This is a genomic window from Mesorhizobium sp. KR1-2 (assembly GCF_040045035.1).
GTDB lineage: Bacteria > Pseudomonadota > Alphaproteobacteria > Rhizobiales > Rhizobiaceae > Pseudaminobacter.
Genome location: NZ_JBDZDS010000014.1, coordinates 20,960 through 43,383 on the forward strand (window position 1 = coordinate 20,960; position 22,424 = coordinate 43,383).

Consider the following 22,424-nt stretch of genomic DNA (forward strand, 5'->3'; position numbering starts at 1 on the left):
CAATCATGTGGCTTCCAACATACGCAACGCCGGCGGAGCGGCTGGGACGCATCTGCGTCGTCCTTTTCGCCTGCGCCGTGCTCGCTTTCCTCGTCATGCCGCTATTCGTCGTCGTGCCGCTGTCCTTGTCGCACGACCCCTTCTTCAGCTTTCCCATCGCTCGCTATTCGTTGCGCTGGTACGAGGATTTCTTCGGCAACGAACGCTGGATCAAGGCCATCGCCAACAGCATGGTCGTGGCGCTGGCCACCACCGTGTTGGCCACGACGCTCGGCACCCTCGCTGCCCTAGGCATGTCGCGTCACGATTTTCCGTTCCGCAGGCTCGTCATGGCGATCCTCATATCGCCGATGATCGTGCCGGTGGTGATCGTGGCGGTGGGTGCCTATCTGTTCTTCGGCAAGCTTGGCCTGACGGACACGAAGCTCGGGCTGATCCTGGCGCATACCGCGCTCGCCACGCCCTTTGTCGTCATAACCGTGACCGCCACGCTGTCGACCTACGACACCAATCTCTCGCGGGCGGCACGCAGCCTGGGCGCATCCCCCATTTCAACCTTCTTCCGCGTGACGCTCCCCAACATCGCAACGGGCATGGTGTCGGGCGCGATCTTTGCATTCGCCACATCGTTCGATGAAGTCGTGATCGCGCTTTTCCTGACCGGTGCCGAGCAGCGTACTCTGCCGGTACAAATGTTCTCGGGGATCCGCGACCAGATCAATCCGACCATCATGGTCGCGGCCACCCTGCTGCTCGGGATATCGACCCTGCTGTTCGCAAGCGTCATGCTGCTGACCAGACGGGGAAAGAAATCGCGCGCTTGATGCGGCACTCGCCACAGAACCACACAGGTCGGGCAGCGCGTGGCGTTGCCCGACGGTGCTGGTTGCCGGTCAGTCTTGCGCGTTATGATTGACGAACATGTCGGCGAACCGCGCCGCGAAGCTCTGGGTGGCGGAGCGGGCCCGGTCGCTGACATAAATGCCTACGACGACATCCTCCAGACGCGGCAGGCCTTTGTCGGGGCCGATCTGGTAGACCTTGTCGGACAGGACTCGCTTTGCCAGTACGCTCACGCCAAAGCCGTTCGCGATCGCGGATTCGATGCAGGACTGGCTCGGGCTCGAATAGACGAGATCAAAGTTGCGTCCTTCCCGCTGCAGCGCGCCGAGCATGCTGCGACGGTAGATGCAACCCTCCGGGAAACTGACGATGCGCAGCGGGTCCTCGGGCGCTGCCTCGGGACTGCTGCCCACCCATGTCAGCGGTTCACGCCAGGTCATGAAGGCCGACTCTGCAGGACCGTCCGCCGTCATTGCGACCACGATGTCGAAGTGGCCCTCGCGCAGCCCCTTCAGCAGGACATATGACAGGTCGCAGACAACCTCGAAGGTGAAACCCGCCTGCTCGAAAGTCAGGCCGGCCATGAGCTTGGGCATGAAATGATCCGCGTAATCGCTGGGTATGCCCAGTCGCAGCTTCCCACGCGTGTCGCGCCGGGAAATCCGCAGCATCATTTCGTCGTTCAGGAGCAGCATGCGCCGCGCATAGCTCGCCACGATCTCCCCTTCCTCGGTGAGGTAGACGCCGCCGGCTTCCTTGATGTCACGGCTGAAAAGCTGGACGCCGAGCAGATCCTGCAGCCGCTTTATCTGGGAACTGATCGTGGGTTGCGTCCGACCGAGACGCTCGCCCGCGCGGGTGTAACCGCGCACGTCGATGATGGTGACGAAAGTTCGCAGCAGATCGGTCGGGATACTCCGCATTGAAAGAACCTCGTTGTTTCGTGGCTGTAGGCAGTTGCGGTGCGGCCGGCTTCTTTCCGCCGTCACCCACGCCGCTGCCCGCATTTGCTGTTTTAAGTGAACTCGTGGCGCGGGCAAAGCGACGCCGCATCGTTGCGAGTTGCACATCCTGGAAACTTGACGGCGCCCGACCCTTTGGGGTGGGCGCCGTCAGCTTCGCTTTAGGCAGAGATAATGTTGTGCTCTGGGCCGAAGGGGAACTTGGTGATGTTCTCGTTACCGTTCTCCTTGAGCACCAGGATGTCGTGCTCGCGGTAGCCGCCGGCTCCCGGCGTGCCTTCCGGGATGGAGACCATGGGCTCCATCGAGACGACCATGTTGGGTTGCAGGATGGTGTTGACGTCTTCCCGCAGTTCCACGCCTCCCTCGCGGCCGTAGTAGTGGCACATGACGCCGAAGGAGTGTCCGTAGCCGAACGACCTGTACTTCAGCAGGCCGTGCTCGCGATACATCTCGTTCAGCTCGGCGGCGACGTCACCGCAGCGCGCGCCCGGCTTCAGGAGCTCGAGGCCGCGGCGATGAACCATGCAGTTGACCTCCCAGATTCTGAGATGCTCGTCGGTCGCATGATCCAGGAACATGGTGCGCTCGAGCGCCGTGTAGTAGCCGGCGATCATCGGGAAGCAGTTCATCGACAGGATGTCGCCCTTCTGCAGCCGGCGGCTGGTCACCGGGTTGTGCGCGCCGTCCGTGTTGACGCCGGACTGGAACCAGACCCAGCTGTCCATCAGCTCGGCGTGCGGGTAGACCTGCGCGATATGGCGGACCATCGCCTGGGTGCCGGCCAGCGCAAGGTCGTATTCGGGCACGCCTTCGCCGATGAGCGCCTTGATTGCCGCGCCGCCAACGTCCGCCGTGCGGGCGCCTTCGGTGATGATGGCGATCTCCTCCGCGGATTTGATCGTGCGCATCCACATGACCGGCTGCCCGATGTCGCGGAACTCCACATCGGGAAACGCCTCTTCCAGAAGCGCGCGGGTTTCCAGCGTGACGTGGTCGAACTCGATTCCGACCCGCTTCAGCCCCTTCAGCTGGCGCTGGAGTGCGTGGAAATAGTTGTCCTTGCGCCAATCCGTGTAGGTGATGTTTTCGCCGAAGGTCCTGCGCCAGGGCTGCCCGGCATCCACGCCCGCCGAAATGCTCGTCGCCTTGCTGTCCGTCACGATGAGCGCGTAGCGGCGGGCGAAGGAACAATAAATGAAGTCGGCGAAATAATTGATGTTGTGATAGGACGTCAGCAGCGCGGCGTCGAGCTTCAGATCGGCCAGAATTCGACGCAAGCCCTCCTGTCGACGCTTCATCTCAGCTTCGCTGAAGGTGGGTACGACCTTTTCCCCGTTGTGCATTTCCTGGAGCCGGGGCAGATCGTCCGACTGTATGCCTGCATTCATTCTCTGTGTCTCCTGAGCGAGATGGTCCCATTGCGGGAGGCCGCTCAGCTTTTAGGAACCGCCGAGAGGGCGGTGAAATAGAAAAAGGACATGCCTTGATAGATATTTTCGTGAGACGACGACCGAGGATATTGTCTGGTAGCTATCTGCTGCGACTGGTCGAGCTCAAACTGATCGACCGGGAACGGCGTGTCATCGAATGGCATATCAAGCAGGCCAGATTCCCGCCCACAAAGAGCTCGACAGGCGGTTGACGAGTACGAAACACAGGTCGAACTTAACCAGCGTAATCCGAACGTGGTGGCCAAGCGCGAGATCGAGAGACGCCAGGTCGCTGTACAGGCCAAGGAGGAGGGGTGGCCGCGGCCGTTTCGAACGAGCAGACCTCGCAGACGAAAATCTCTTCGTTGCTGTCGGCACAGCTTGCCGAGTGCTTTGACATGCGCGCGTTCAAGAATGTCGCTCAGAGCCAGGTAAGAGCAGATCTTGCGCAACCCGAATGTCCGGTTATCGAGATCTGGAGCCAGAAACGGCCGGTCCGCTCCCGGCCCCGCCACTGCCGTCACTTTTTACGGGTGGGACCTCGATTGCCAATCAAGAAATTGACAAGACCTTGAGTTCGCGCGGTCCCAGTTGGACAACGTCGCCAACGGTTTTGCCGATCAATGCGATGGCCACTGGTGAGCCATGTGAGATGGATCCTTGAGACGGATTCGCTTCGTCTTCACCGACAATTTGGAAGGTCTGGGTCCGTCCATCATCACGTTCGAAGGTGACGGTATGGCCGAATCCGACCACGTCGTTAGAAGTGGGCGCCGGGTATAACTGGGCCGTTCGGATCCGCTCGGCATAATAGCTAACATCCCTAAACGGGACCGCCGACTGCCGTCGCCTCTCGTTGATGTCTTCCTGCAAGTTGGCAGCGTCGAGAGCCTGCTGAGCGCGCGCCAATTCGACCTGCAACATCTTAAGGCCCGCCTCCGTAACGAGGTTGACTCGATCGGAGATCGGGCGCGCCGGCAGGATGGTTTCCGATGCTGCCTCAGCGCTTTCCTCTTTGACAAATGCTACGCTCACTTGATCATGCCTCTCATCCTGTTCTCCAGTATTGGGATAGCCTGCCACCGACAATAAGTCACAACGCAGCGTCTGCGACACGGCGACGGCAGCGACTCAAACGGGCCTTAATGTGCTGTCGCTGAATTTTGCGACCCATTGTCGGCAAACTCGCTGCTCGCTCGTCCTAGGCATATGACGCCCGGTCCGAACAATTCATCAAGAAAGGACATGACATTGCCCAGCACCGTCCAACTGCACAGGGTTCTCGCCACCCAGCCCGAAAAAGTCTTCAGGGCCTTCATCGAACCGGACGCGATTGCAAGCTGGCTCCCTCCCTACGGATTTCTCTGTACGGTCCACGAACTGGATGCCAAGGTCGGCGGCAGGCACAAAATGTCGTTCCGCAACTTCACCACCGGCGGCAGCCATTCATTCGGCGGTACATATGTCGACGTCGTTCCCGGCGAGCGGCTCGTTTACACCGACAGCTTTGACGACCCCAACCTACCGGGCGAGATGACGGTTACCGTGACCCTGAAAGCCGTATCGGTGGGCACTGAGCTGAACATCGAGCAGCGGGGCATTCCCGACGTCATACCGCGCGAAGCCTGCTACCTGGGTTGGCAGGAATCCCTGCGCAAGCTCGCGAAACTCGTCGAACCCGAAATCAGAGAGTAAAACGCTCGCGGATTTGGTCGAGAGGCTACGTCCATGTTCGCGAGCTAAATTCCCAAAGCCGCATGCCCGCATCCGCGACTTCACGACAGGAAAATCCCCTCATGGACAGGAAAAAAATTGAACCTGATGTCAGGCTGTCGGAAAGCGACCTTATGGCACTGACGACAGACTTTCTGCTTTCGCATGGTCTGAATATACCGCAGTCTCATTCCTTAGCGCGAATCCTGGTCATTGCTCAGCGCGATGGAAGCTGGTCTCACGGTCTGCAACGGTTGCCGGGAACGCTGGACACGATGAGCCATCCCCGGTTCAACAAGCAGGCAGATCCCGCTCCCGAAAGCGTTTCTGCGGCTGCTGTGCGGATCGATGCACAATACGGTTTTTCATGTCTGGCGGCCGAGAGGGGCATCGAGGCATTGGTTGAAAAAACCAAGCAAATCGGCATAGGTCTGCTTGCCGTCAAAAATGGTTTTCATTCGACCGCCTTGTGGCCGCTGATCGAGCGAATTGCCGAGGCTGGACTTGTCGCCCTCTCGATGAATCCCACCCATGCCTGGGTCGCGCCCGCAGGCGGGACAAAAGGATTGCTGGGCACCAATCCACTCGCCTTCGCCTGGCCGCGAAAAGACAAGCCGCCCTATGTCTTCGACTTTGCGACCTCTGCCGCCTCCCGTGCCGATATCGCCATGCATCGCAACTCCGGCGAGGAAATTCCAGATAACTGGGGCGTGAATGCGCGAGGCGAGCGCACGACGGATCCGGCCGAAGTCCTGGCAGGTGCGATGCTTCCGTTCGGCGGTCACAAAGGCTCAGCCATCGCGACCTTGATTGAACTGATGGCCGGTCCTCTGATCGGAGATCGTACAAGCCGCTTATCGCAGGACTTCGATCAGGGTGCCAATGCCGCTCCGTGTCATGGTGAACTGCTGCTAGCCTTTTCGCCCGACATCATCGGCGGTGCGGATGCCAACGATAACGCCGAATCCCTATTTGCCGGATTCTCCGATCAGGGTGCGCGCCTACCGGGTGACCGGCGCTACCGGATGCGGGAGGTGAGCGCCCGGGAGGGTATTGCGGTTTCGAGCGAGCTATTAGATCGTATTCGTTGACTGGTCCGCTAAGAAGCTGATCGGGCGTTAAGTCTTGTGGTGCGTGGACAAGACACGCTACTCACTTAGAGATCTTTCCCGCAGTAATTCTCACATCGATCCAATGTGCGCATCTTAAGAGCCCGTTGGGGTCATTCTATAACTCTCGCCCGAAAGGCGGCTTCTGGTGTTAGCCGGGGTTGTCCGCCCCATTTCTCTCGATATCAGAGAGCGTAAATTGCTTCCGCCAGACACTGTCTTCCTTGCGGCATCGCGCAACGGGTCATTAGATGCCGGCATCACCAGGATTTTAACGCGTTTCCTTCAATTCCGACCGACGCGGATGACGCGCTTGCCGAAGTTTTCGCCTTTGAGAAGGCCGATGAAAGCTTCCGGCGCGTTTTCCAGACCATCAATGATCTCTTCGCGATATTTGATCTTGCCGCTCGCGACCCAGCCGCCTATTTCTTCGGCGAACTCAGGGTAAAGATGGCCGAATGTGTCAAAAATGATGAAACCCTGCATCCTGATCTTCTTGCGCAGGATCTGGCCCATTAGCCAGTTCATTCGATCTGGCCCTGCGGGTAGTTCGGTCGCGTTGTATTGCGATACCAGGCCGCACACAGGTACGCGCGCATTCGGGTTCAGAAGCGGGATGACCGCGTCCAGTACCTTGCCGCCGACATTCTCGAAATAGATGTCGACGCCGTCGGGGCTAGCCTTGGTGAGTTGTTCGGCAAAATTCGAGGCTTTGTGGTCGATGCATGCATCAAATCCCAGTTCGTTCACAGCATAGGCACATTTCTCGGGCCCGCCAGCAATGCCGACCACACGACAGCCCAAGAGCTTGCCGATCTGCCCAACTGTCGCACCGACTGGACCGGTTGCCGCAGCCACGGCGATTGTCTCACCGGGCTTGGGCGCACCGATCTGCTTCAGGCCTGCCCAGGCCGTGAATCCAGGCATGCCCAGGATGCCAAGCGCCCAGGAGGGGTGTGCCGGCGACTGGCCAAGGTTGGTCACCCCCTTGCCATCCGAAAGAGCATAGTCTTGCCAGCCATTGAAGCTGAGTACCCAATCGCCTTGCGCAAAGCGCTCGACATGCGAGGTAACAACCCGCGCGACCGTACCGCCAACCATCACGCCGCCGATTTCGACGGGGGCAGCATAAGACGGCGCATCGCTCATCCGACCCCGCATGTAGGGATCAAGCGAGAGGTATTCGGTGCGCAACAGCATCTGCCCTGCAGAAGGCACAGGAATGTGGCTCTCGACCAACCTCAGCGTATTCGCGTCGGGCTCGCCCTTCGGTCGCTCTGCCAGTATCAGTTGGCGATTTGTCCTGTCGGTTTGTGGCATGGGAATTGCTTTCAATGCGCGGTTTGAGGAATGCGGCGGACATCTGTTGAGGAAACAAGCAGGCTTCAGTTCGCCTTCATTGCTTCCGAAAGATGACGGACAGATTGTTCGCGGGCATCTCACGGATTTCAGGCGGTCCGAAGCTATGCAATATAGCGCAGCGGGCGACATCCTCCACATTGCGCAAGCCCCATTCCGGATTGCGCGCACGCAACTGCCCGTCGAAAGCCTCGTTGCTCGGTGACGTCGGCACGCCGTTCCGCCGATACGGGCCATAAAGAAAAAGGATGTCACCTTGGCTAAGGGCAATTTCCGCTCCACGAATGAGCCCTTCCGCGGCAGACCATGGCGCGATGTGAATCATGTTCAGGCAAATAATCGCTGTCGCAGGTCCTGCCCGCCACGGCAGTTCGGTCACGTCGAGCCGCAGTGGGGGGAGGATATTCGGCAGCGCCTCTGCCGCCATCCATTGTTTGATCGATTGGAGGGACGGCTCGTCGCGTTCACTGGGCTGCCATATCAGGTCCGGCATCTCGCGGGCAAAATGGACGACATGTTGCCCTGTCCCGCTGCTGATTTCGAGCACCCTGCCATGATCGGGCAAGACGCGTTTCAGAATGTCGGCGATAGGGCCTTTGTTGCGTTCCGCCGAGGGACTGACCAGGCGTTTATCAGGAAAAAGGTCGAGTTCTTCGTTTCGCATTTTTCGCTTTGCTCCATTTGCTGATGCCCGAGAAGAATGTCGGTGCCCAAAAAAAATGGTCGTCCATAACGGGAAGAAGTCTGCAGGGATCAGGTCGGTCGCCGCGCCTTGGACCGTGATTCCCCGGAAGGCGTTGCTTTTACCCGGATGCGCATTGTCCCGCCTTCGGGATGGTCGACTTGGAACTCGTTCGTCTTTCGCACGAGGTCGCTCAATTTGCGTGAGCCGAAGGTGCGCGGGTCGAAAATGGGCGTCAGAGCCTTCGATCCCGCCACCGGCGCTGCAGCAGACATTGATGTTGTTCGCTTTCGAGTTAGCAATTGAACAGCCTATCTGTCGTAGATTAGGGCGACAGTTTCTGGATCAGTAGTCTGGGCCCGAAATGTCGACAGGTAGTGGTTAGCGGACCTCTGGTTATTCGTCAGACCGATCACAAAGCGGCGCGCGGTTTGTGCCCCCACCTCACTTACACGTAATGGCGGCTCAAGCTATTCTGAAGCACCTGGGATGGAGATTTTCATATGGCGAAGCTCGTCTTTGGCATGAACCAGTCGTTGGACGGCTATGTCGACCACATGGCGTTCGCGCCAAGCCCCACGCTCTTTCGTCACTTCATTGAACAGGTTGGCGGCCTGGCCGGCAGCGTGTACGGCCGCCGAATGTACGAGGTGATGCGGTATAGGGACGATGACCGTGCCGAGTGGGGCGCGGAAGAACGCGAATTTGCGGCGGCGTGGCGAGGCCAGCCGAAACGGGTCGTGTCGCGTTCATTGAAGTCGGTCGGCCCCAATGCCACGCTCGTCGAGAATGACGTCGCGGGGGTGATACGCGGGCTCAAGGCTGAGCTTGATGGAGAGATTGACGTTGCTGGCCCGGACTTGGCGCGAAGCATGACGGACCTCGGTCTTATTGATGAGTATCGCATCTACTTGCACCCTGTCGTGCTCGGTTCCGGCAAGCCGTTCTTCGCAGGCGCTCGGCCGCCGCTGCGCCTTGGAGCCAGCGAGCGCATGGACGCGAACGTGATTAGGTTGTCGTACGTTCCTGCCTAATCACGCAACTAGCCCGACGGATCGCGCCGACGCGGCAAATCCGCTTTGAGGTCGCTTGCCGAATGTCCGCTTCAGCCGAATGTGTTTCGAAAGCGGAACGGCAGATGTCGGCCCCCAAACCGCCAGTCACCAATGCGCCCCATAGCGGCCATTTGGGCTGATTTCGCCATATCGTGCGGATGGCTTTTTGACGTGATGCTGAAAGTTCTGCGTCGGCCTCATTGCTGACAGTCGATCAAGCCGCTGAGGTGGCCGGCGCAAACGGCAAGGTTCTACCCAGACACCTCATTCACAGATGGCACTCGAGAGGTCGGCTCCTGGCGCGTTCGAATCCTTCACCCAAGTGCGGATCTATGATCGAGTCCTTGCGCGTAAGGTGAGGAGCTGATTCTGAGCGGTAGTTGAGCAGGGCCAAGTTAATTGTCTGCATTGGGTCCGGCTTCCACCGTAAGATGAGCAAATCCGGACCGCTGCAGCGGAGTCGTGAGATGCGCGCGTGCTCCCCTGACCTCGTTGATATGTCCATGCGGATCAGCGAGGTTACCAGGAAGCAGCGCTTTCTGACGATGCTGGCCCGTCAGAGCATTGGTGGCGTACAGGCGCAGGCGACGACTGCGACCGTGCGGCCGATATTGCGCAGGGTGTAGGGTTGACGCCCGATCAGCTGATAGCCGCCGCCGCGCCGCAGCACACGCGTCACGTCGCCGACCGTGACCTCGACCGTTCCCGTCAGCACGACCGCTGCCGTCTCGCCGTCATGGGCGATGGGCTCGTCGCCGGTTCCCGCGCCCGGCTGGTAGCGTTCGATGAACATCTGAAGGCTCTTGTCTCGTCGCTCGGCGGCCAGCACCCGCAGGTCGGCCTCGCCGCGCGCCACCACCGCCAGATCGTCACGGTCGTAGAACAGCACGTTCTGCTGTGACGAGGGCAGGGCAAAGAAATCGGCCATCGAGATCGGCACGGCCGAGAGAATCCGGTGTAGCGAAGCGAGCGACGGCGAATGCGCCTCCTGCTCGATCATCGAGATGGTCGAGTTCGTGACGCCCGCTCGCTTTGCCAGTTCCCGCTGCGACAGACCCGCACGTTTGCGCACCGCGCGCAATCTCGCGCCAAGGTCGAGGTCGCTCGGGTCGCGAGTGCTCGCCTCATCCTTTGCCGAAATCGGTTTCTGCCCCATCCCTGTCACTCTCCTGCATGCAACGCCGCAACGGCGGAAATGGTGTCGAGCGCGATATGCGCAAGGCTGCCGAGCGCGTCAATGTCAAGCGCGAGAATATGGCGCTTGACTGTTCAAGATTTCATGACATGTTTGCAAAAAAATCAAACATACAGGGGAGGGGCCCATGAGCGCCATTGAAACCTTCAGCAAGCTTTCGGGCAAGCTTTTCCTCGGCGGCGAGTTCGTGGCGAGCGCCGCCAGCGAGCGGCTCGACGTGATCGACCCGGCCACCGAGGACCGGATCGCCGAAATCGCGGACGCGACCGATGCCGAGGTGGATGCTGCGATCGAGGCGGCGCTGGTCGCCGGGAAAGGCTGGAATGCGATCGACATGCGCAGCCGCGCCGTGGTGATGCACGAAATTGCCGCCGTGATGCGGCGCGACAAGGCGCTTTATGCCGAATACCTGACACGCGAAGAGGGCAAGCCCTACAAGGAGGCCCTCGACGAAGTGTCGTGGTGCGCGACCGCAATGGACTACTATGCCGAAGTCGCGCGGCATGAGGCCGGCCGCATCGCGGGCACGACGGTCCCTGGCCAGTTCCATTTCGCGGTGAAGGAGCCGCTCGGCACCGTCGTCATCATCCTGCCGTTCAACTATCCGCTCGTTCTGCTCTGCTGGGAGGCGGCGGCCGCGCTGGCCGCGGGCAATGCGGTGATTGTGAAACCGCATGAGCAAACCAGCATCACCACGCTGAAATTCATGGAGCTGTTCCGCGCGCTGCCGGCGGGGCTGATGCAGTGCGTGACCGGTGGTCCGCGGGTGGCGCAGCGGCTGATTGCCAGCCGCAATACGCATGGCGTGGCCTATACCGGTTCCGTTTCTGTGGGGCAGGCTGTGGCACGGACCTGTGCGGAAACCTTCAAGCCTTGCCTGATCGAGGCTTCGGGCAACGACCCGTTCATCGTCATGCCCTCGGCCCCGCTCGACGTCGCGGCGCGGGGGGCGGCCTTCGCGGCCTATCTCAACTGCGGGCAGGTCTGTACCTCGGCCGAGCGGTTCTATGTGCACGAGGCGGTGCATGATGAGTTCGTCGACCTTCTGGTGCAGGAGGCGAAGAAGCTGCGCATTGGCAACGGGCTGCAGGAGGTCGACATGGGACCGATGGCCACCCACCGCCAGCGCGAGCGGTTCGAGGCGCTGATGGCCAATGCCCGCAAACAGGGGGCAAAGGTCGCGACGGGCGGCGGCCGTCCGGCTAGCCTGAACAAGGGCTGGTTCGTGGAGCCGACGGTGCTGACGGAAGTCACGCCCGAGATGTCGATCCTGCAAGAGGAATCCTTTGGCCCGGTCGCGCCGATCTGCCGGGTGACAAGCTTCGACGAGGCGATCGAACTGGCCAACCGTTCCGATTTCGGCCTGGGCGCCAACCTTTATAGTCGCGATACTGACGAGACCTTCCGGGCAGTGCGAGAGGTTCAGTCGGGCATCCTCTGGATCAACGCACCGCTGCTCGACAATGACGCGCTGCCTTTCGGAGGACGGAAGCTCTCGGGGAACGGGCGGCAGCTTGGGCCTGAGGGGCTGAGCCAGTTCCAGAACACGAAGTTCGTGATGATCGACCCGGGCGCCAGCAAACAGGACTTCTGGTGGTTCCCCTATGCCCGCGAGGAAAGCTATCCGGGTACGCGCTGAGGTAAGGGGGGATGATGGCGACGGAATTCCCGGATCGGGCCGAGGTGGTGATCGTCGGCGGAGGGGTGGCCGGCTGCTCGGTCGCCTATCACCTGACCAAGATCGGCATCACCGATGTGGTACTCTGCGAGCGCAAGCAACTGACCAGCGGCACCACCTGGCATGCAGCGGGGCTTGTGACCCAGCTGCGCGCCACGCGTCGCATGACGGAGCTTGCCAAGTACACGGGCGAACTGTTCGGTGAACTGGAAGCCGAGACGGGGCAGGCGACAGGGTTCAAGCGGAACGGCTCGCTGCGCGTTGCTAACACGCCAGCTCGCTACGAGGAATTGGCCCGCGGCGCCTCGATGGGCCGGAATTTCGGCCTGCCGGTGGAGCCGGTGACACCAGGAGAAATCAAGGAACGCTGGGCGCCGATCAACACCGACGGCATCGTCGGCGGCTTCTGGTTTCCCCATGACGGACAGGTGAACCCCGCCGATGTGACGCAGGCCTATGTCCGCGGCGCGCGGATGCGCGGGGCGCGGATATTCGAGAACACGGGTGTCACGAAAATCCTGGTCGAGAACGGCAAGGCCGCCGGGGTGATGACCGACAAGGGGCCGATCCGCGCGAACACTGTCGTCCTGTGCGGCGGGATGTGGTCGCGCGATCTGGCGGCCGAGGCCGGCGTCACCATTCCCCTCCATGCTGCTGAGCATTTCTACATCGTCACCGAGCCCGTCGAGGGGCTGCCGCGCAACCTGCCGGTGCTCTTCCTGGGCGACGAGTGGACTTATTACAAGGAAGACGCAGGCAAGCTGCTCGTCGGCTTCTTCGAGCCGAACGCCAAGCCATGGGGCCAGAAGGGCATCCCCGAGGATTTCTGCTTCGGCACGCTGCCCGAAGATGTCGAGCACATTGCGCCCTATCTCGAAATGGCCACCCAGCGTGTGCCGCTTCTGGAACGTACCGGTATCCAGCTGTTCTTCAACGGCCCCGAGAGCTTCACGCCTGATGACCGCTACCTGCTGGGCGAGACGCCAGAGGTGCCAGGTCTGTTCTGCGCGACGGGCTTCAACTCCATCGGCATCCTTTCATCGGGCGGGGTCGGCAAGGCGCTGGCGGACTGGATCCGCGACCGCCGTCCGCCGATGGAGCTGATGGATGTGGACGTGCGGCGGATGCAGGTCTTCCAGTCCAACCGGAAATATCTGGAAGACCGCACGACCGAGACGTTGGGCCTTCTCTTCGACATGCACTGGCCGAACCGCCAGTTCGAGACAGCGCGGGGAGTGCGCCGCAGCCCTTTCCACGACCGGCTGGTCGCGATGGGTGCCTTCATGACCGAGGCGGCGGGCTGGGAGCGCCCCGGGTTCTTCGGCGCGCCGGGCACAATGCCCAGCATAGGCTATTCCTATGGCCGGCAGACCTGGTTCGACGCCTGTGGCGAGGAATGCCGCAACACGGCAGAGAACGTGACGTTATTCGACCACAGCTGCTTCATCAAATATCTGGTCGAAGGGCGCGATGCTACGCGCGTCCTGAATCGCATCTGCGCCAATGAGGTCGACGTTCCGCCGGGCCGCGTCGTCTATACTCAGTGGCTGAATGAGGTTGGCGGGATCGAGGCGGATGTGACGGTCACGCGGCTGTCGGAAAGCTCGTTCCTCGTGGTCACCATCGCCGTGTCTCAGCGCCGCGACATGGCCTGGTTGAAGCGACGAATGCCCGGCGATGCCCATGTCTTCGTGCAGGATGTGACCTCTGGCATGCCGATGCTGGCTCTGATGGGGCCGAAATCGCGCGCGCTGCTGGAGAAGCTAACGCCCGCGGACCTGTCGGACGCAGCCTTTCCCTTCGGCACCAGCCGCGAGATCGACCTCGGCTATGCCCGTGTCCGAGCCAGCCGCCTGACCTACGTTGGCGAACTCGGCTGGGAGCTCTACATGCCCTCCGAATTCGCGGGCCATGTCTTTGAGAAACTGGTCGAGGCGGGTGAGGGGCTGAGCCTGAAGATGGGCGGCTATTTCGCCATCAACTCCCTCCGAATGGAAAAAGGCTACCGCCATTGGGGCCACGACATCGGCGAGGAAGATACACCCTTGCAGGCGGGCCTCGGCTTTGCCGTGGCTTTCGACAAGCCAGGCGGTTTCATCGGGCGCGAGGCGCTGCTTCGCCAGCGTGAGGCCGGGCCGGAGCGGCGGCTGGTGCAACTTCGGACCGAGACCGACGGCATTCCCCCGCATCTCTACCACAACGAGCCGATCCTGCGGGACGGCGAGATCGTCGGCTCCGTCACCTCGGGCGCCTACGGCCACAGGATCGGCGCCTCGCTTGGCATGGGCTATGTCGTCCGGCCCGGTGGCTTCGAGGCCGAGTGGCTCGAAACCGGTCGCTGGGAGGTCGAAATCGCCTGGAAGCGCTACCCAGTCCGGCTGCAACTGCGACCTTGGTATGACCCGAAGGGTGAACGGCTGCGCGGCTGACGGTTTGCACCTGTCTCCTGGGGTGCGCGTGAACCGGGAGCAAAGAAAACGAGAGACCAATGGGAGGGAAGGAAATGGCGCAGGAAAGGCTCCATCCGGAACTGGAAAAACGGATAGCTCTGCTTGAGAGCGAGCAGAATCAAGGCGACGACTATGACGGCGCGGCCTGGCTTGCCCTGATCGGGCTGGGGATCGTGCTGCCGATCATCGCGCTCTGGCTGGCGAGGTGACGGCGATGAGCAGCACGACCGAAGCCGTCCTGATCGAGGCGGACAAAAGCGCCTGGCCCCTGCTGCCCGGCGAACGCACCTGGGGCTCATGGAAGCTGGGCATCTCGCTGGCCACGGCTGCCGCCGCGACCTGGTGTTACATCATCGGCGAGTATGTCGGCTATTACCTGAACTTCCGCGAAGGCTTCTTCACGCTTTTCGCTGGCAGCATGATCGGCATGTTGATTGTGGCGCTGGCGGCCGTGCCGGTCAGCATCCGGTTCGGTGTGGATTCCATCGCCTCGTCGAAACCCCAGTTCGGCTCGCGCGGCTGGGTCATTCCTGCGGCCATGCAGTTCGTCTCCATCGTCGGCTGGAACTCGCTTCTGCTGATCTTTTTCGCCAAATCGACTAAGCAGCTTCTGCTCGCGCTTGGTTTTGTCACCGACGGCTCAGGCAGCTTACTCGTGTCAGCGACCGTGCTGCTGGCTTTGGCGCTCGTGTTCCTCTTCCTGCTCAAAGGTTCGTCCGGCGTCGACAGGGTAGCCAAGATCCTCGTGGCGCACGTCTTCGTCGGCTTCTGGATGCTCTACATCCTGCTGACCGAGCGCTGGGACGATCTTCAGGCGGCAATCCCGGCCTATGCCTCCGAACAGCCGCTGTGGAACTATACCACGGGGGTCGAGATCGGCATCGTTTCGCTGTTGTCCTGGTGGCCCTATATCGGCGCGATGGTGCGAATGGCCCCGAATGGGCGCAAGGCGGCGTTGCCAATCATGGTCGGCATGGGCGCACCGGTACCGCTCCTCTCCGCAATCGGAATCGCAGGGATCCTGGTTCTCCAGATTTCGGACCCTGCCGAATGGATGCGGACGGTCGGCGGCCCGGTCTACGGCGTGATCGCTCTGCTGTTCGTGGCTGCTGCCAATCTTGGTACTGCGGTTGCCGGCGTCTACTCTTCGTCGATCGGGCTGCGGCATTTCCCGGCGCTTCAAAACCTTCGTTGGCCGGCACTGCTGTTGATCTCCATTGCGCCGGTCGGGATCGTCGGATTGTTCATCCCGGAACTGTTCTTCGCCAACTTCGGAACGTTTCTGGCCTTCATCGGGCTGGGCTTTGCGCCACTCTGCGGCATCCAGATTGCAGACTACTATTTCTTGAGGAAGCGCAGAATCGACCTGCGGGGGCTGATTGAAAGCGGACCGCAAAGCGCCTACCGCTTTTGGGGCGGGTTCAATCCGGCCTCGCTCGTCGCGATGGTTGCCGGGTTCCTGACCTATCTCTACCTCCTAAACCCGATCAGCTATGACAGTCGTTGGCCCTACGACTATCTAACCGCGTCGCTGCCAACCGCTGTTGTTGCCGGGGTGGTCTACGCACTGATCACCGCACTGTTCGTGCGCCGCTCAGGCAAGGGGGGGTACCGGTAAAGGGAAGGGCTGCCGGTGGTCATTGCTGGTAGCCCTCTACATCGCCGTCGATCGGGCGGGCTCGTTTCAAGTTTGGCCAGCGGGTTATTTCCGTTGCGCAAATTATAGCCCTGAAATCGGCCAACACTGGTTGCCGGTTTGAAGAGTTGCTTCTGGCGCCTCTGCGAGCCGGCAGGGGTTGAAGATTCGTTTGACCGGAATCCATCTGAACGCGAAGGATTGACGTCCACACCTCATACTGCGAACGGCAGCTCTGCGCGCATTGTTTCCGAAAGCGGACAGGCGGGAAACGGCCCCCAATCAGACGTTGGCCTGATGGTGTCTTGATCGGAACTCCTGCGCGAGCAGCATCGCAACTGAAAAAGGGAGGCCCTAGCGTTTTCTCTGGAACGGTCGCTTCTCATGCATGGTGTCAGCAAGGGAAGGGCCGAAACTCTAATTGGCAGTGTTGAGGGCATGAGATGTCTCCTTGCACGGCGGCCCGCCCCGCTTCGTGCAACATGACATCACGATCTTACCCTTGGTTCGCCGCTGTCATACGCTTTCGAAAGGTTTCAGGAGCCAGGCGGTCAGGGCTTGGCGATCGTCGTTCCTTACCAAACCGTAAGCTGCCGGACAGGCGGAGTTGACCTTTGGGCTTTAGAGCTTTGTGCGACGGCGCTCTCTGGCCGTGACAAGACCCATTTTTCCGACACCAACGGGATAAACCTGCCATGAACGCACTTTCCCTCGCTGCCCTTTCACTTGTCGCTGCGATCAACGTTCTTCCTGCAATCGCCAGTGCCGCGGAAAATCCGGTGCCGTGCGAAAAGATGCTCAAGGACGTCAATGCGGCTCTCGAGGCCACCAAGGTTGGTGACGCCGACAAGGCCAAAGCCAACGATCTGAGATCTCAGGGTCTCGAGCGCTGCAAGGCTGACGACGATGCCGGCGCCGACGAGCTCTTTGCCCAGGCATTGAAAGCGCTCGCCAAGTAGGCGTCCCCCAAACAATTCATCCGAGATATCCCCGTCTTCGAGGAGACCATCCATGACGACGCTGGCAAACCGCGCGCCTATGCAGAACAAGGTACCCGAGGTCACTTTCGATTTCTGGCTGATAAAGCTGCTTGCGGTGACGGTGGGGGAAACCGCCGCCGACTATATGAACCTGGACCTGGAGCTGGGTCTCTCCACGACGTCATGGATTTTGAGCGGTGTGCTGATTGCAGCGCTTGTCCTGCAATTTGCTCAGAGGAAGTACATCCCCTGGGTCTACTGGGTCACCGTGGTCCTGATCAGCGTCGTTGGCACGTTGGTGACCGACAATCTGGTCGACAACTTCGGCGTCAGCCTTGAGACGACGACCATCGCCTTCAGCTTTGCCTTGGCCGCCACATTCGCGCTCTGGTATCTCGTCGAGAGAACGCTTTCGATCCATACGATCTTCACGACGCGGCGCGAGCTCTTCTACTGGCTGGCGGTGCTGTTCACCTTCGCCCTCGGCACCGCTGCTGGCGACCTCGTTGCCGAGGGCTTCAAGCTCGGGTACCTGGCAACGGGCCTCTTGTTTGGCGGCGTTATCGGCGTCATTGCCCTCGGCTATTATCTGCTCGGTCTCAACAGCATCCTGAGCTTCTGGCTCGCCTATATCCTGACACGCCCGGTGGGGGCTTCGCTGGGCGACTTCTTCTCCCAGCCGGGCCAGCACGGCGGCCTCGGTCTCGGCACGACGGTGACAAGCTTCATCTTTCTCGCCGGTATTGCCCTGCTGATCGGTTATATGACGCTGATGCAGCCGCGCGAGCAGATTGACCTCAGCGTTAGCGAGGCCGCACCTGATTGAGGTATTTGTCGCTCAGGCTCGAAGATGTCGCCGTTGTGCGAATGAAGTGATATCTATCGCCAACGACTTGCCTGGTGGGGCTGAGAGGCGGAGTGCATGCGCATCCTCGTCGTGGAAGACGACAAGAAAACGGCTGATTACGCGGTCAAAGGCTTTTCGGAAGCCGGGCATACCTGCGACGTCATCGTGGACGGCCGCGATGCGCTTTTCCAGGCAACGCGCTCGCCCTACGACGTGCTGGTGGTGGACCGGATGATCCCGGGCCTCGATGGCCTGTCGATGGTCAAGGCGCTGCGCGCTGCAAATGTGAAGGTCCCCGTTCTGTTCCTGACCTCGATCGGTGGCGTCGACGATCGGGTCGAGGGGCTCGAGGCCGGAGGCGACGACTACCTGGTCAAGCCCTTCGCGTTCTCCGAACTGCTGGCGCGCGTCCATGCCCTGGCTCGCCGGCCTCCGGTGCAAGACCAGAAGACCGTCTTGCAGGTGGCCGACCTTGAGCTGGACCTGGTGAAGCGACTGGTGACGCGGCAGGGCCAGCCGATCGATCTGCAACCTCGCGAATTCAGGCTTCTGGAAATCCTGATGCGCAACGAAGGGCGCGTGCTGACGCGCACCATGCTTTTGGAGCGCGTGTGGGATTTGCATTTCGATCCGAAGACCAGCGTGGTCGAGACACACATCAGCCGGCTTCGGGCCAAGATCGACAAGCCATTCGAAGCGCAGCTTCTCCACACGCTCCGGAACACCGGCTACAGCCTGCATGCGCCGCGTTAGCCTGTTCCGCAGCACGCCGTTCCGCCTTGCGGTGGCATTCGGCAGCCTGTTCGTCTTCGCATTCCTGTCCACCGGCTTCATCGCCTACCAGATCATGAAGGCCGATCTTGCCGCCGGGCTCGACAGCACGGCGCGCGAGACATGGTCGGTGGTGGCCGCCACCTATGGCGAAGGCGATTTGGAGGATCTCGTCGGCGTGGTCGAGACCTATGCGCGGCTGACCAAGCCGGAGGACAGGATTTTTGTCTTGTTGAATCCGACCGGCAAAACGCTGGCCGGCAACTTCACCATGACGTCCAAGCCGGCAGGCATCACGACATTGCCGGCCGGCGATCTCGGCTTACCGGGCAACACCAGCTACCGTATCGTCTCGGGAAAGGTCGGTGACAACTGGCTTGCCGTCGGCGTCAGCCTTGCCGAGACCGATCACCTGGAGAAGATCGCACTGACCAGTTTTGGCTGGGCGCTCGGCATTATCATTGCCATTGCCTTTGCCGGCAGTGCCTTGCTCGCCTCCCGCGTTCAACGGCGCCTCGATCGCATCGCCGACACGATGGTCGCCGTCTCCAACGGCAGGCTGGACGCCCGCATTCCCTTGCTTGGCAGCGGTGACGATATCGATGCGGTGTCCAGCCAGATCAATGCTGCGCTGGAACGACTGGCCGCATTGGTCGAAGGCATGAAGCAGGTCAGCACGGATATTGCGCATGATTTGAAGACGCCCCTCAATCGGCTCAAACTGACCATCGAGAGCGCCGTCAACAGCGATGAAAAAGGTGCGCCGGTTGCCGATGAGCTGAATGAAGCACGTGCCGAAGTCGACCGTATCAACGAAACCTTCGACGCGCTGCTCCGCATCGCACAGATCGAGGCGGGATCGCGCAAGGCCCGCTTCGCGCCGGTTGATCTCAATGAGGTGGTGGCCTCGATCATCGAGATTTACGCCGACGTGGCCGAGGATGACGGTAAGTCCCTGGCCATTGCGGAGGGACACCATAAGGCAAGCCCCATTTCCGGCGACCGTGAACTTCTGGTCCAGATGTTCGCCAACCTGGTCGAGAACGCCATTCGGCACTCTGGTCCCGGAACGCGGATCGAAATCAAGGTCGGAAATCGTGGCGACAAGGTCGTGACCGAGGTTTCCGACAATGGGCCTGGCATTCCGCCTGCCGAGCGGGAGCGGGTGTTTCAACGGCTCTACAGGGTCGAGAAGAGCCGGACGACACCAGGCAGCGGCCTTGGCCTCAGCCTGGTGCGCGCGATCGCCGACCTGCACGGGGCGGAACTTTCGCTCGATGACAACCGGCCCGGCGTGACGGTCAGAATCGCATTTCCTGCCATGTAAATGACGAACAGAGGCAGCCTGTATACCAGCCTGTATATCCGATGTTGCAGGCCTTGCATTTTGGACCTCGAGCGTTGTCCTGACCATTTGGAACGATTTCGCTAATTCGCGCTATCGGAGGCGCCTAAGTGCCGACCCGCACGCTGGGGAAACAGGACGATCCAGGCAACGATGAAGAGCGTCAGAGCCAGAGACGCCAGTGGTCGGCTGAGCGCGAGACCGCCGTCATGGAGCGGCTTGTCGAGAAAATCGCCGACCGTGGCGCCCAAGGGGCGCGTAAGCACAAAGGCGGCCCAGAACAGTATGACGCGTGAGAAATTCGTCCAAAAGTAGATTGCGCTAACAACAGCCAGTGCGGCGCCAAAAACCAGCGCGCCTCCGAGGTAGCCTAGGCCCGACGTATCAGCGACCCAGTCGCCAAGGGCGGTGCCAAGGGTTTGCGAGAAAGTGATGGCTGCCCAATAGAACATTTCCACCTTGGGGCTTGCCACCGTCTCTACCGATATCGACCCCATGGTCCAATACCAGAGCCCCAAAACCCCCAAAAGACAGGCAAGAAGCATCGAGGAGCCGCCAGTATAGCCGATGCCGAGCGAACGATCGACGAAATCGGCCATGGTCGTTCCAGCCGTCGTCGAGGCGACAATCGTAGCCCAATAGAGACCTGGATAGAATTTCTTGGCGGCGATCTGAGCTAGGACAAGCACGACGAGTAGTGACAGGAAGATAGCGGTTCCGACGAGATAGCCCCAGTTCAGTGTCATCGTGACCGTATCGCCGCCTGTTTCGCCAAGCGTTGTGGCAGCGATTTTCACTATCCAGAACCCGAGGGTCACCTCGGGAACCTTGGTGAGAGTTTTTTCCGGGATCGAGCTCATATCATTCGTCCTTGGAAGGCGCTGTCCGTTTGGACAGGGACGACAGATTACCGCGGGAGCACGCAACGGATCCTCGATCAGAGCGTCTCGTGGTAGATGCTGAACCCTGGCTCGGCACGTGGCAGCCAGCAAACCTAGCTTTGGAAACAGGCTCATATGCTCGAGACCGGGGGGAGAAGCCAGAAGCGCCGCCACAGCCCGATTACTATCCTCAAGATCTCACCGCTCCCTGACTGCTAGCTTACCATTTCGTAAGGAGGCAGCCGGTGTCGTATTCTTGGTAGCCTAGACAATTCAAAGGCACCTGCCCGCAAGGCGCTCTGCTTATTCAGCAGGTATCGCCTTTGGGTCAGGTGGCGACGTCAGTCTTGCCGCGCTGAATGACCGCTATCGCATTTTCGAGACCAGAAGCTGACCGTCCGGTAACGGCCCCAAGCCGGATGCCGCCGACGAAAAGCACAACGGCCAGATCGGTGGATTATAGACAGGCCGGTTCCAGGGGGCGGACCTGCGATAGCCGCCTTTGCCCAGGTGGCCGGCTTTCCCAAAAGGATTGGGAAACGGGAAGAACCGGCGCATCCGTCAGGGCCAGGCGGCCGGACAATCGCGGTCTTCGAACTCTTTAGCCCGCGTCGACAACAAACATGCGTGCTTCCTGCGCCGCGTCGCGCTCAACCTTGATCGGCGCGTACTCCGTTGACTGATAAAACGCCAGCGCGTCGGCTAGGGTCGAGAATTCGAAGATGCCGGCCATCGGCAATGGCGTCACGTCCCCTTCCAGCATCTGGGCTACCGGCCCAAAATGGAGGATGCGGCCCCCTGCAGCCTGTAGCGCTGACTGAAACCGCGGCGCCAATGCGGCTTGCCTTGCCGGATCTTTGATACGCAGATTGACGTGGACATAGGCCGTCATGGCGCAGCTCCCTAATAATGATGTATATGCAGTATTTCATGAATTGGAGAGTGTCGAGACCTGCAAATGACAGAGGCTTCTGATTTCTATCGCCGCGTCGAAACCGAATGCCCGGCCTTCCAGGCCCGGGTCACCGCACGGGCGCTCACTCGCTACTACAATGCCTGCTTTCGGCCCTTGGGGATCACCGCAGAGCAGTTCAGCCTTCTGGTGGGGATCGGCGGTAGCCATGAACCGACGCTCGCTGAGCTGGCGGCGCGCGCCGGGGTGGACGCCACCACTCTCAGCCGCGGCGTAAAGAACCTCGAGCGGAGCAATCTTGTGCGCAATCATGGGGGACGGGGCCGGGCCGGCAAACGCTTGGTGCTTACCGACGAGGGTCGCCGGTTGATGGACGAGTCCATGGCCGCCTGGGAGCGCGCCCGCATCCGGTTAGCTGAGGCTCTTGGCGAGGAGGCATTGCGTGTTGCGGGGAGCGTCATGTCTCAGCTTGCTGTCGCCGCACAGGCTGCGACCTCGACGGCCGGTTTCGCGACGCCCTGCGACGTGGCGGAATGACCGGTATTGGGGCGGATGCAGAACGGCAGCTTATC

At 60.8% G+C, this 22,424-nt stretch carries 21 protein-coding genes and 2 pseudogenes; 14 read left to right on the top strand and 9 right to left on the bottom strand.

The window, feature by feature from the left end; genetic code table 11:
- The first annotated feature begins 5 nt into the window (after positions 1 to 5).
- Positions 6 to 824: an ABC transporter permease gene (locus tag ABLE85_RS22425; RefSeq protein ID WP_348794930.1), complete on the top strand. Its 819-nt coding sequence runs from the start codon at positions 6 to 8 to the stop codon at positions 822 to 824.
- Positions 825 to 893: 69 nt separating this feature from the next.
- On the opposite strand, the gene ABLE85_RS22430 is transcribed toward ABLE85_RS22425, so the two are convergent.
- Positions 894 to 1,913 carry a LysR family transcriptional regulator gene (locus ABLE85_RS22430; protein WP_348794931.1) on the bottom strand — a complete coding sequence of 340 codons (1,020 nt, stop codon included), beginning with the start codon at positions 1,911 to 1,913 and terminating at the stop codon, positions 894 to 896.
- Positions 1,914 to 1,966: 53 nt separating this feature from the next.
- On the bottom strand, positions 1,967 to 3,196 hold the full coding sequence (locus ABLE85_RS22435) for a M24 family metallopeptidase (protein WP_348794932.1): 1,230 nt from the start codon (positions 3,194 to 3,196) through the stop codon (positions 1,967 to 1,969).
- Positions 3,197 to 3,439: 243 nt separating this feature from the next.
- Here ABLE85_RS22435 and ABLE85_RS22440 point away from each other — a divergent pair.
- Positions 3,440 to 3,618, top strand: a pseudogene (locus tag ABLE85_RS22440) (HlyD family secretion protein); the annotation flags it as partial.
- A gap of 172 nt (positions 3,619 to 3,790) precedes the next feature.
- On the opposite strand, the gene greA reads toward ABLE85_RS22440, so the two are convergent.
- Positions 3,791 to 4,273, bottom strand: a complete 483-nt coding sequence (gene greA, locus ABLE85_RS22445; RefSeq protein WP_348794964.1) for a transcription elongation factor GreA — start codon at positions 4,271 to 4,273, stop codon at positions 3,791 to 3,793.
- Between the two features lie 216 nt (positions 4,274 to 4,489).
- On the opposite strand from greA, the gene ABLE85_RS22450 reads away from it, so the two are divergent.
- Both ABLE85_RS22450 and ABLE85_RS22455 read left to right on the top strand, forming a co-directional pair.
- The gene (locus ABLE85_RS22450) at positions 4,490 to 4,933 is read left to right on the top strand and encodes an SRPBCC family protein (protein WP_348794933.1); all 444 of its coding nucleotides are present in this window, start codon (positions 4,490 to 4,492) and stop codon (positions 4,931 to 4,933) included.
- Between the two features lie 101 nt (positions 4,934 to 5,034).
- The gene (locus tag ABLE85_RS22455) at positions 5,035 to 6,042 is read left to right on the top strand and encodes an Ldh family oxidoreductase (RefSeq protein ID WP_348794934.1); all 1,008 of its coding nucleotides are present in this window, start codon (positions 5,035 to 5,037) and stop codon (positions 6,040 to 6,042) included.
- 303 nt (positions 6,043 to 6,345) lie between these two features.
- Here ABLE85_RS22455 and ABLE85_RS22460 read toward each other — a convergent pair whose 3' ends face one another.
- From ABLE85_RS22460 to ABLE85_RS22470, 3 genes and pseudogenes are all read right to left on the bottom strand, one after another.
- Positions 6,346 to 7,380, bottom strand: a complete 1,035-nt coding sequence (locus ABLE85_RS22460) for an NADP-dependent oxidoreductase (protein ID WP_348794935.1) — start codon at positions 7,378 to 7,380, stop codon at positions 6,346 to 6,348.
- A gap of 76 nt (positions 7,381 to 7,456) precedes the next feature.
- Complete coding sequence (locus ABLE85_RS22465; protein WP_348794936.1) at positions 7,457 to 8,083, bottom strand: DUF938 domain-containing protein; 627 nt, start codon at positions 8,081 to 8,083, stop codon at positions 7,457 to 7,459.
- An 89-nt stretch (positions 8,084 to 8,172) separates the two neighbouring features.
- Positions 8,173 to 8,328: pseudogene (locus tag ABLE85_RS22470) on the bottom strand (OST-HTH/LOTUS domain-containing protein); the annotation flags it as partial.
- 276 nt (positions 8,329 to 8,604) lie between these two features.
- On the opposite strand from ABLE85_RS22470, the gene ABLE85_RS22475 reads away from it, so the two are divergent.
- Positions 8,605 to 9,135 carry a dihydrofolate reductase family protein gene (locus ABLE85_RS22475; RefSeq protein ID WP_348794937.1) on the top strand — a complete coding sequence of 177 codons (531 nt, stop codon included), beginning with the start codon at positions 8,605 to 8,607 and terminating at the stop codon, positions 9,133 to 9,135.
- Between the two features lie 577 nt (positions 9,136 to 9,712).
- Here ABLE85_RS22475 and ABLE85_RS22480 read toward each other — a convergent pair.
- Positions 9,713 to 10,312: a helix-turn-helix domain-containing protein gene (locus ABLE85_RS22480; protein WP_348794938.1), complete on the bottom strand. Its 600-nt coding sequence runs from the start codon at positions 10,310 to 10,312 to the stop codon at positions 9,713 to 9,715.
- A 166-nt stretch (positions 10,313 to 10,478) separates the two neighbouring features.
- On the opposite strand from ABLE85_RS22480, the gene ABLE85_RS22485 reads away from it, so the two are divergent.
- The 8 genes from ABLE85_RS22485 (at position 10,479) to ABLE85_RS22520 (ending at position 20,040) form a co-directional block, all read left to right on the top strand.
- Positions 10,479 to 11,990 carry an aldehyde dehydrogenase family protein gene (locus tag ABLE85_RS22485; RefSeq protein ID WP_348794939.1) on the top strand — a complete coding sequence of 504 codons (1,512 nt, stop codon included), beginning with the start codon at positions 10,479 to 10,481 and terminating at the stop codon, positions 11,988 to 11,990.
- 14 nt (positions 11,991 to 12,004) lie between these two features.
- Positions 12,005 to 14,458: an FAD-dependent oxidoreductase gene (locus ABLE85_RS22490; protein WP_348794940.1), complete on the top strand. Its 2,454-nt coding sequence runs from the start codon at positions 12,005 to 12,007 to the stop codon at positions 14,456 to 14,458.
- A 59-nt stretch (positions 14,459 to 14,517) separates the two neighbouring features.
- Complete coding sequence (locus tag ABLE85_RS22495; protein ID WP_348794941.1) at positions 14,518 to 14,688, top strand: hypothetical protein; 171 nt, start codon at positions 14,518 to 14,520, stop codon at positions 14,686 to 14,688.
- A gap of 5 nt (positions 14,689 to 14,693) precedes the next feature.
- Positions 14,694 to 16,097 (top strand): cytosine permease, encoded by a 1,404-nt coding sequence (locus tag ABLE85_RS22500; protein WP_348794942.1) that lies wholly within the window; start codon positions 14,694 to 14,696, stop codon positions 16,095 to 16,097.
- Between the two features lie 713 nt (positions 16,098 to 16,810).
- Positions 16,811 to 17,074, top strand: coding sequence for a hypothetical protein (locus ABLE85_RS22505; protein WP_348794943.1), 264 nt, complete (start codon positions 16,811 to 16,813; stop codon positions 17,072 to 17,074).
- 52 nt (positions 17,075 to 17,126) lie between these two features.
- The gene (locus ABLE85_RS22510) at positions 17,127 to 17,921 is read left to right on the top strand and encodes a hypothetical protein (protein ID WP_348794944.1); all 795 of its coding nucleotides are present in this window, start codon (positions 17,127 to 17,129) and stop codon (positions 17,919 to 17,921) included.
- Positions 17,922 to 18,017: 96 nt separating this feature from the next.
- Entirely contained in the window at positions 18,018 to 18,695 is a 678-nt protein-coding gene (locus tag ABLE85_RS22515; protein ID WP_348794945.1) for a winged helix-turn-helix domain-containing protein, read from the top strand.
- A 151-nt stretch (positions 18,696 to 18,846) separates the two neighbouring features.
- The gene (locus ABLE85_RS22520) at positions 18,847 to 20,040 is read left to right on the top strand and encodes a HAMP domain-containing sensor histidine kinase (RefSeq protein ID WP_348794946.1); all 1,194 of its coding nucleotides are present in this window, start codon (positions 18,847 to 18,849) and stop codon (positions 20,038 to 20,040) included.
- A gap of 101 nt (positions 20,041 to 20,141) precedes the next feature.
- Here ABLE85_RS22520 and ABLE85_RS22525 read toward each other — a convergent pair whose 3' ends face one another.
- Together ABLE85_RS22525 and ABLE85_RS22530 are read right to left on the bottom strand one after the other, a co-directional pair.
- A complete protein-coding gene (locus ABLE85_RS22525; RefSeq protein ID WP_348794947.1) occupies positions 20,142 to 20,918 on the bottom strand; it encodes a hypothetical protein in 777 nt (258 codons plus the stop codon).
- Between the two features lie 622 nt (positions 20,919 to 21,540).
- Positions 21,541 to 21,831: a DUF1330 domain-containing protein gene (locus ABLE85_RS22530; protein ID WP_348794948.1), complete on the bottom strand. Its 291-nt coding sequence runs from the start codon at positions 21,829 to 21,831 to the stop codon at positions 21,541 to 21,543.
- Between the two features lie 66 nt (positions 21,832 to 21,897).
- Between ABLE85_RS22530 and ABLE85_RS22535 the strand changes: the two genes are divergently transcribed.
- A complete protein-coding gene (locus ABLE85_RS22535; RefSeq protein ID WP_348794949.1) occupies positions 21,898 to 22,389 on the top strand; it encodes a MarR family winged helix-turn-helix transcriptional regulator in 492 nt (163 codons plus the stop codon).
- Positions 22,390 to 22,424 lie beyond the last annotated feature (35 nt).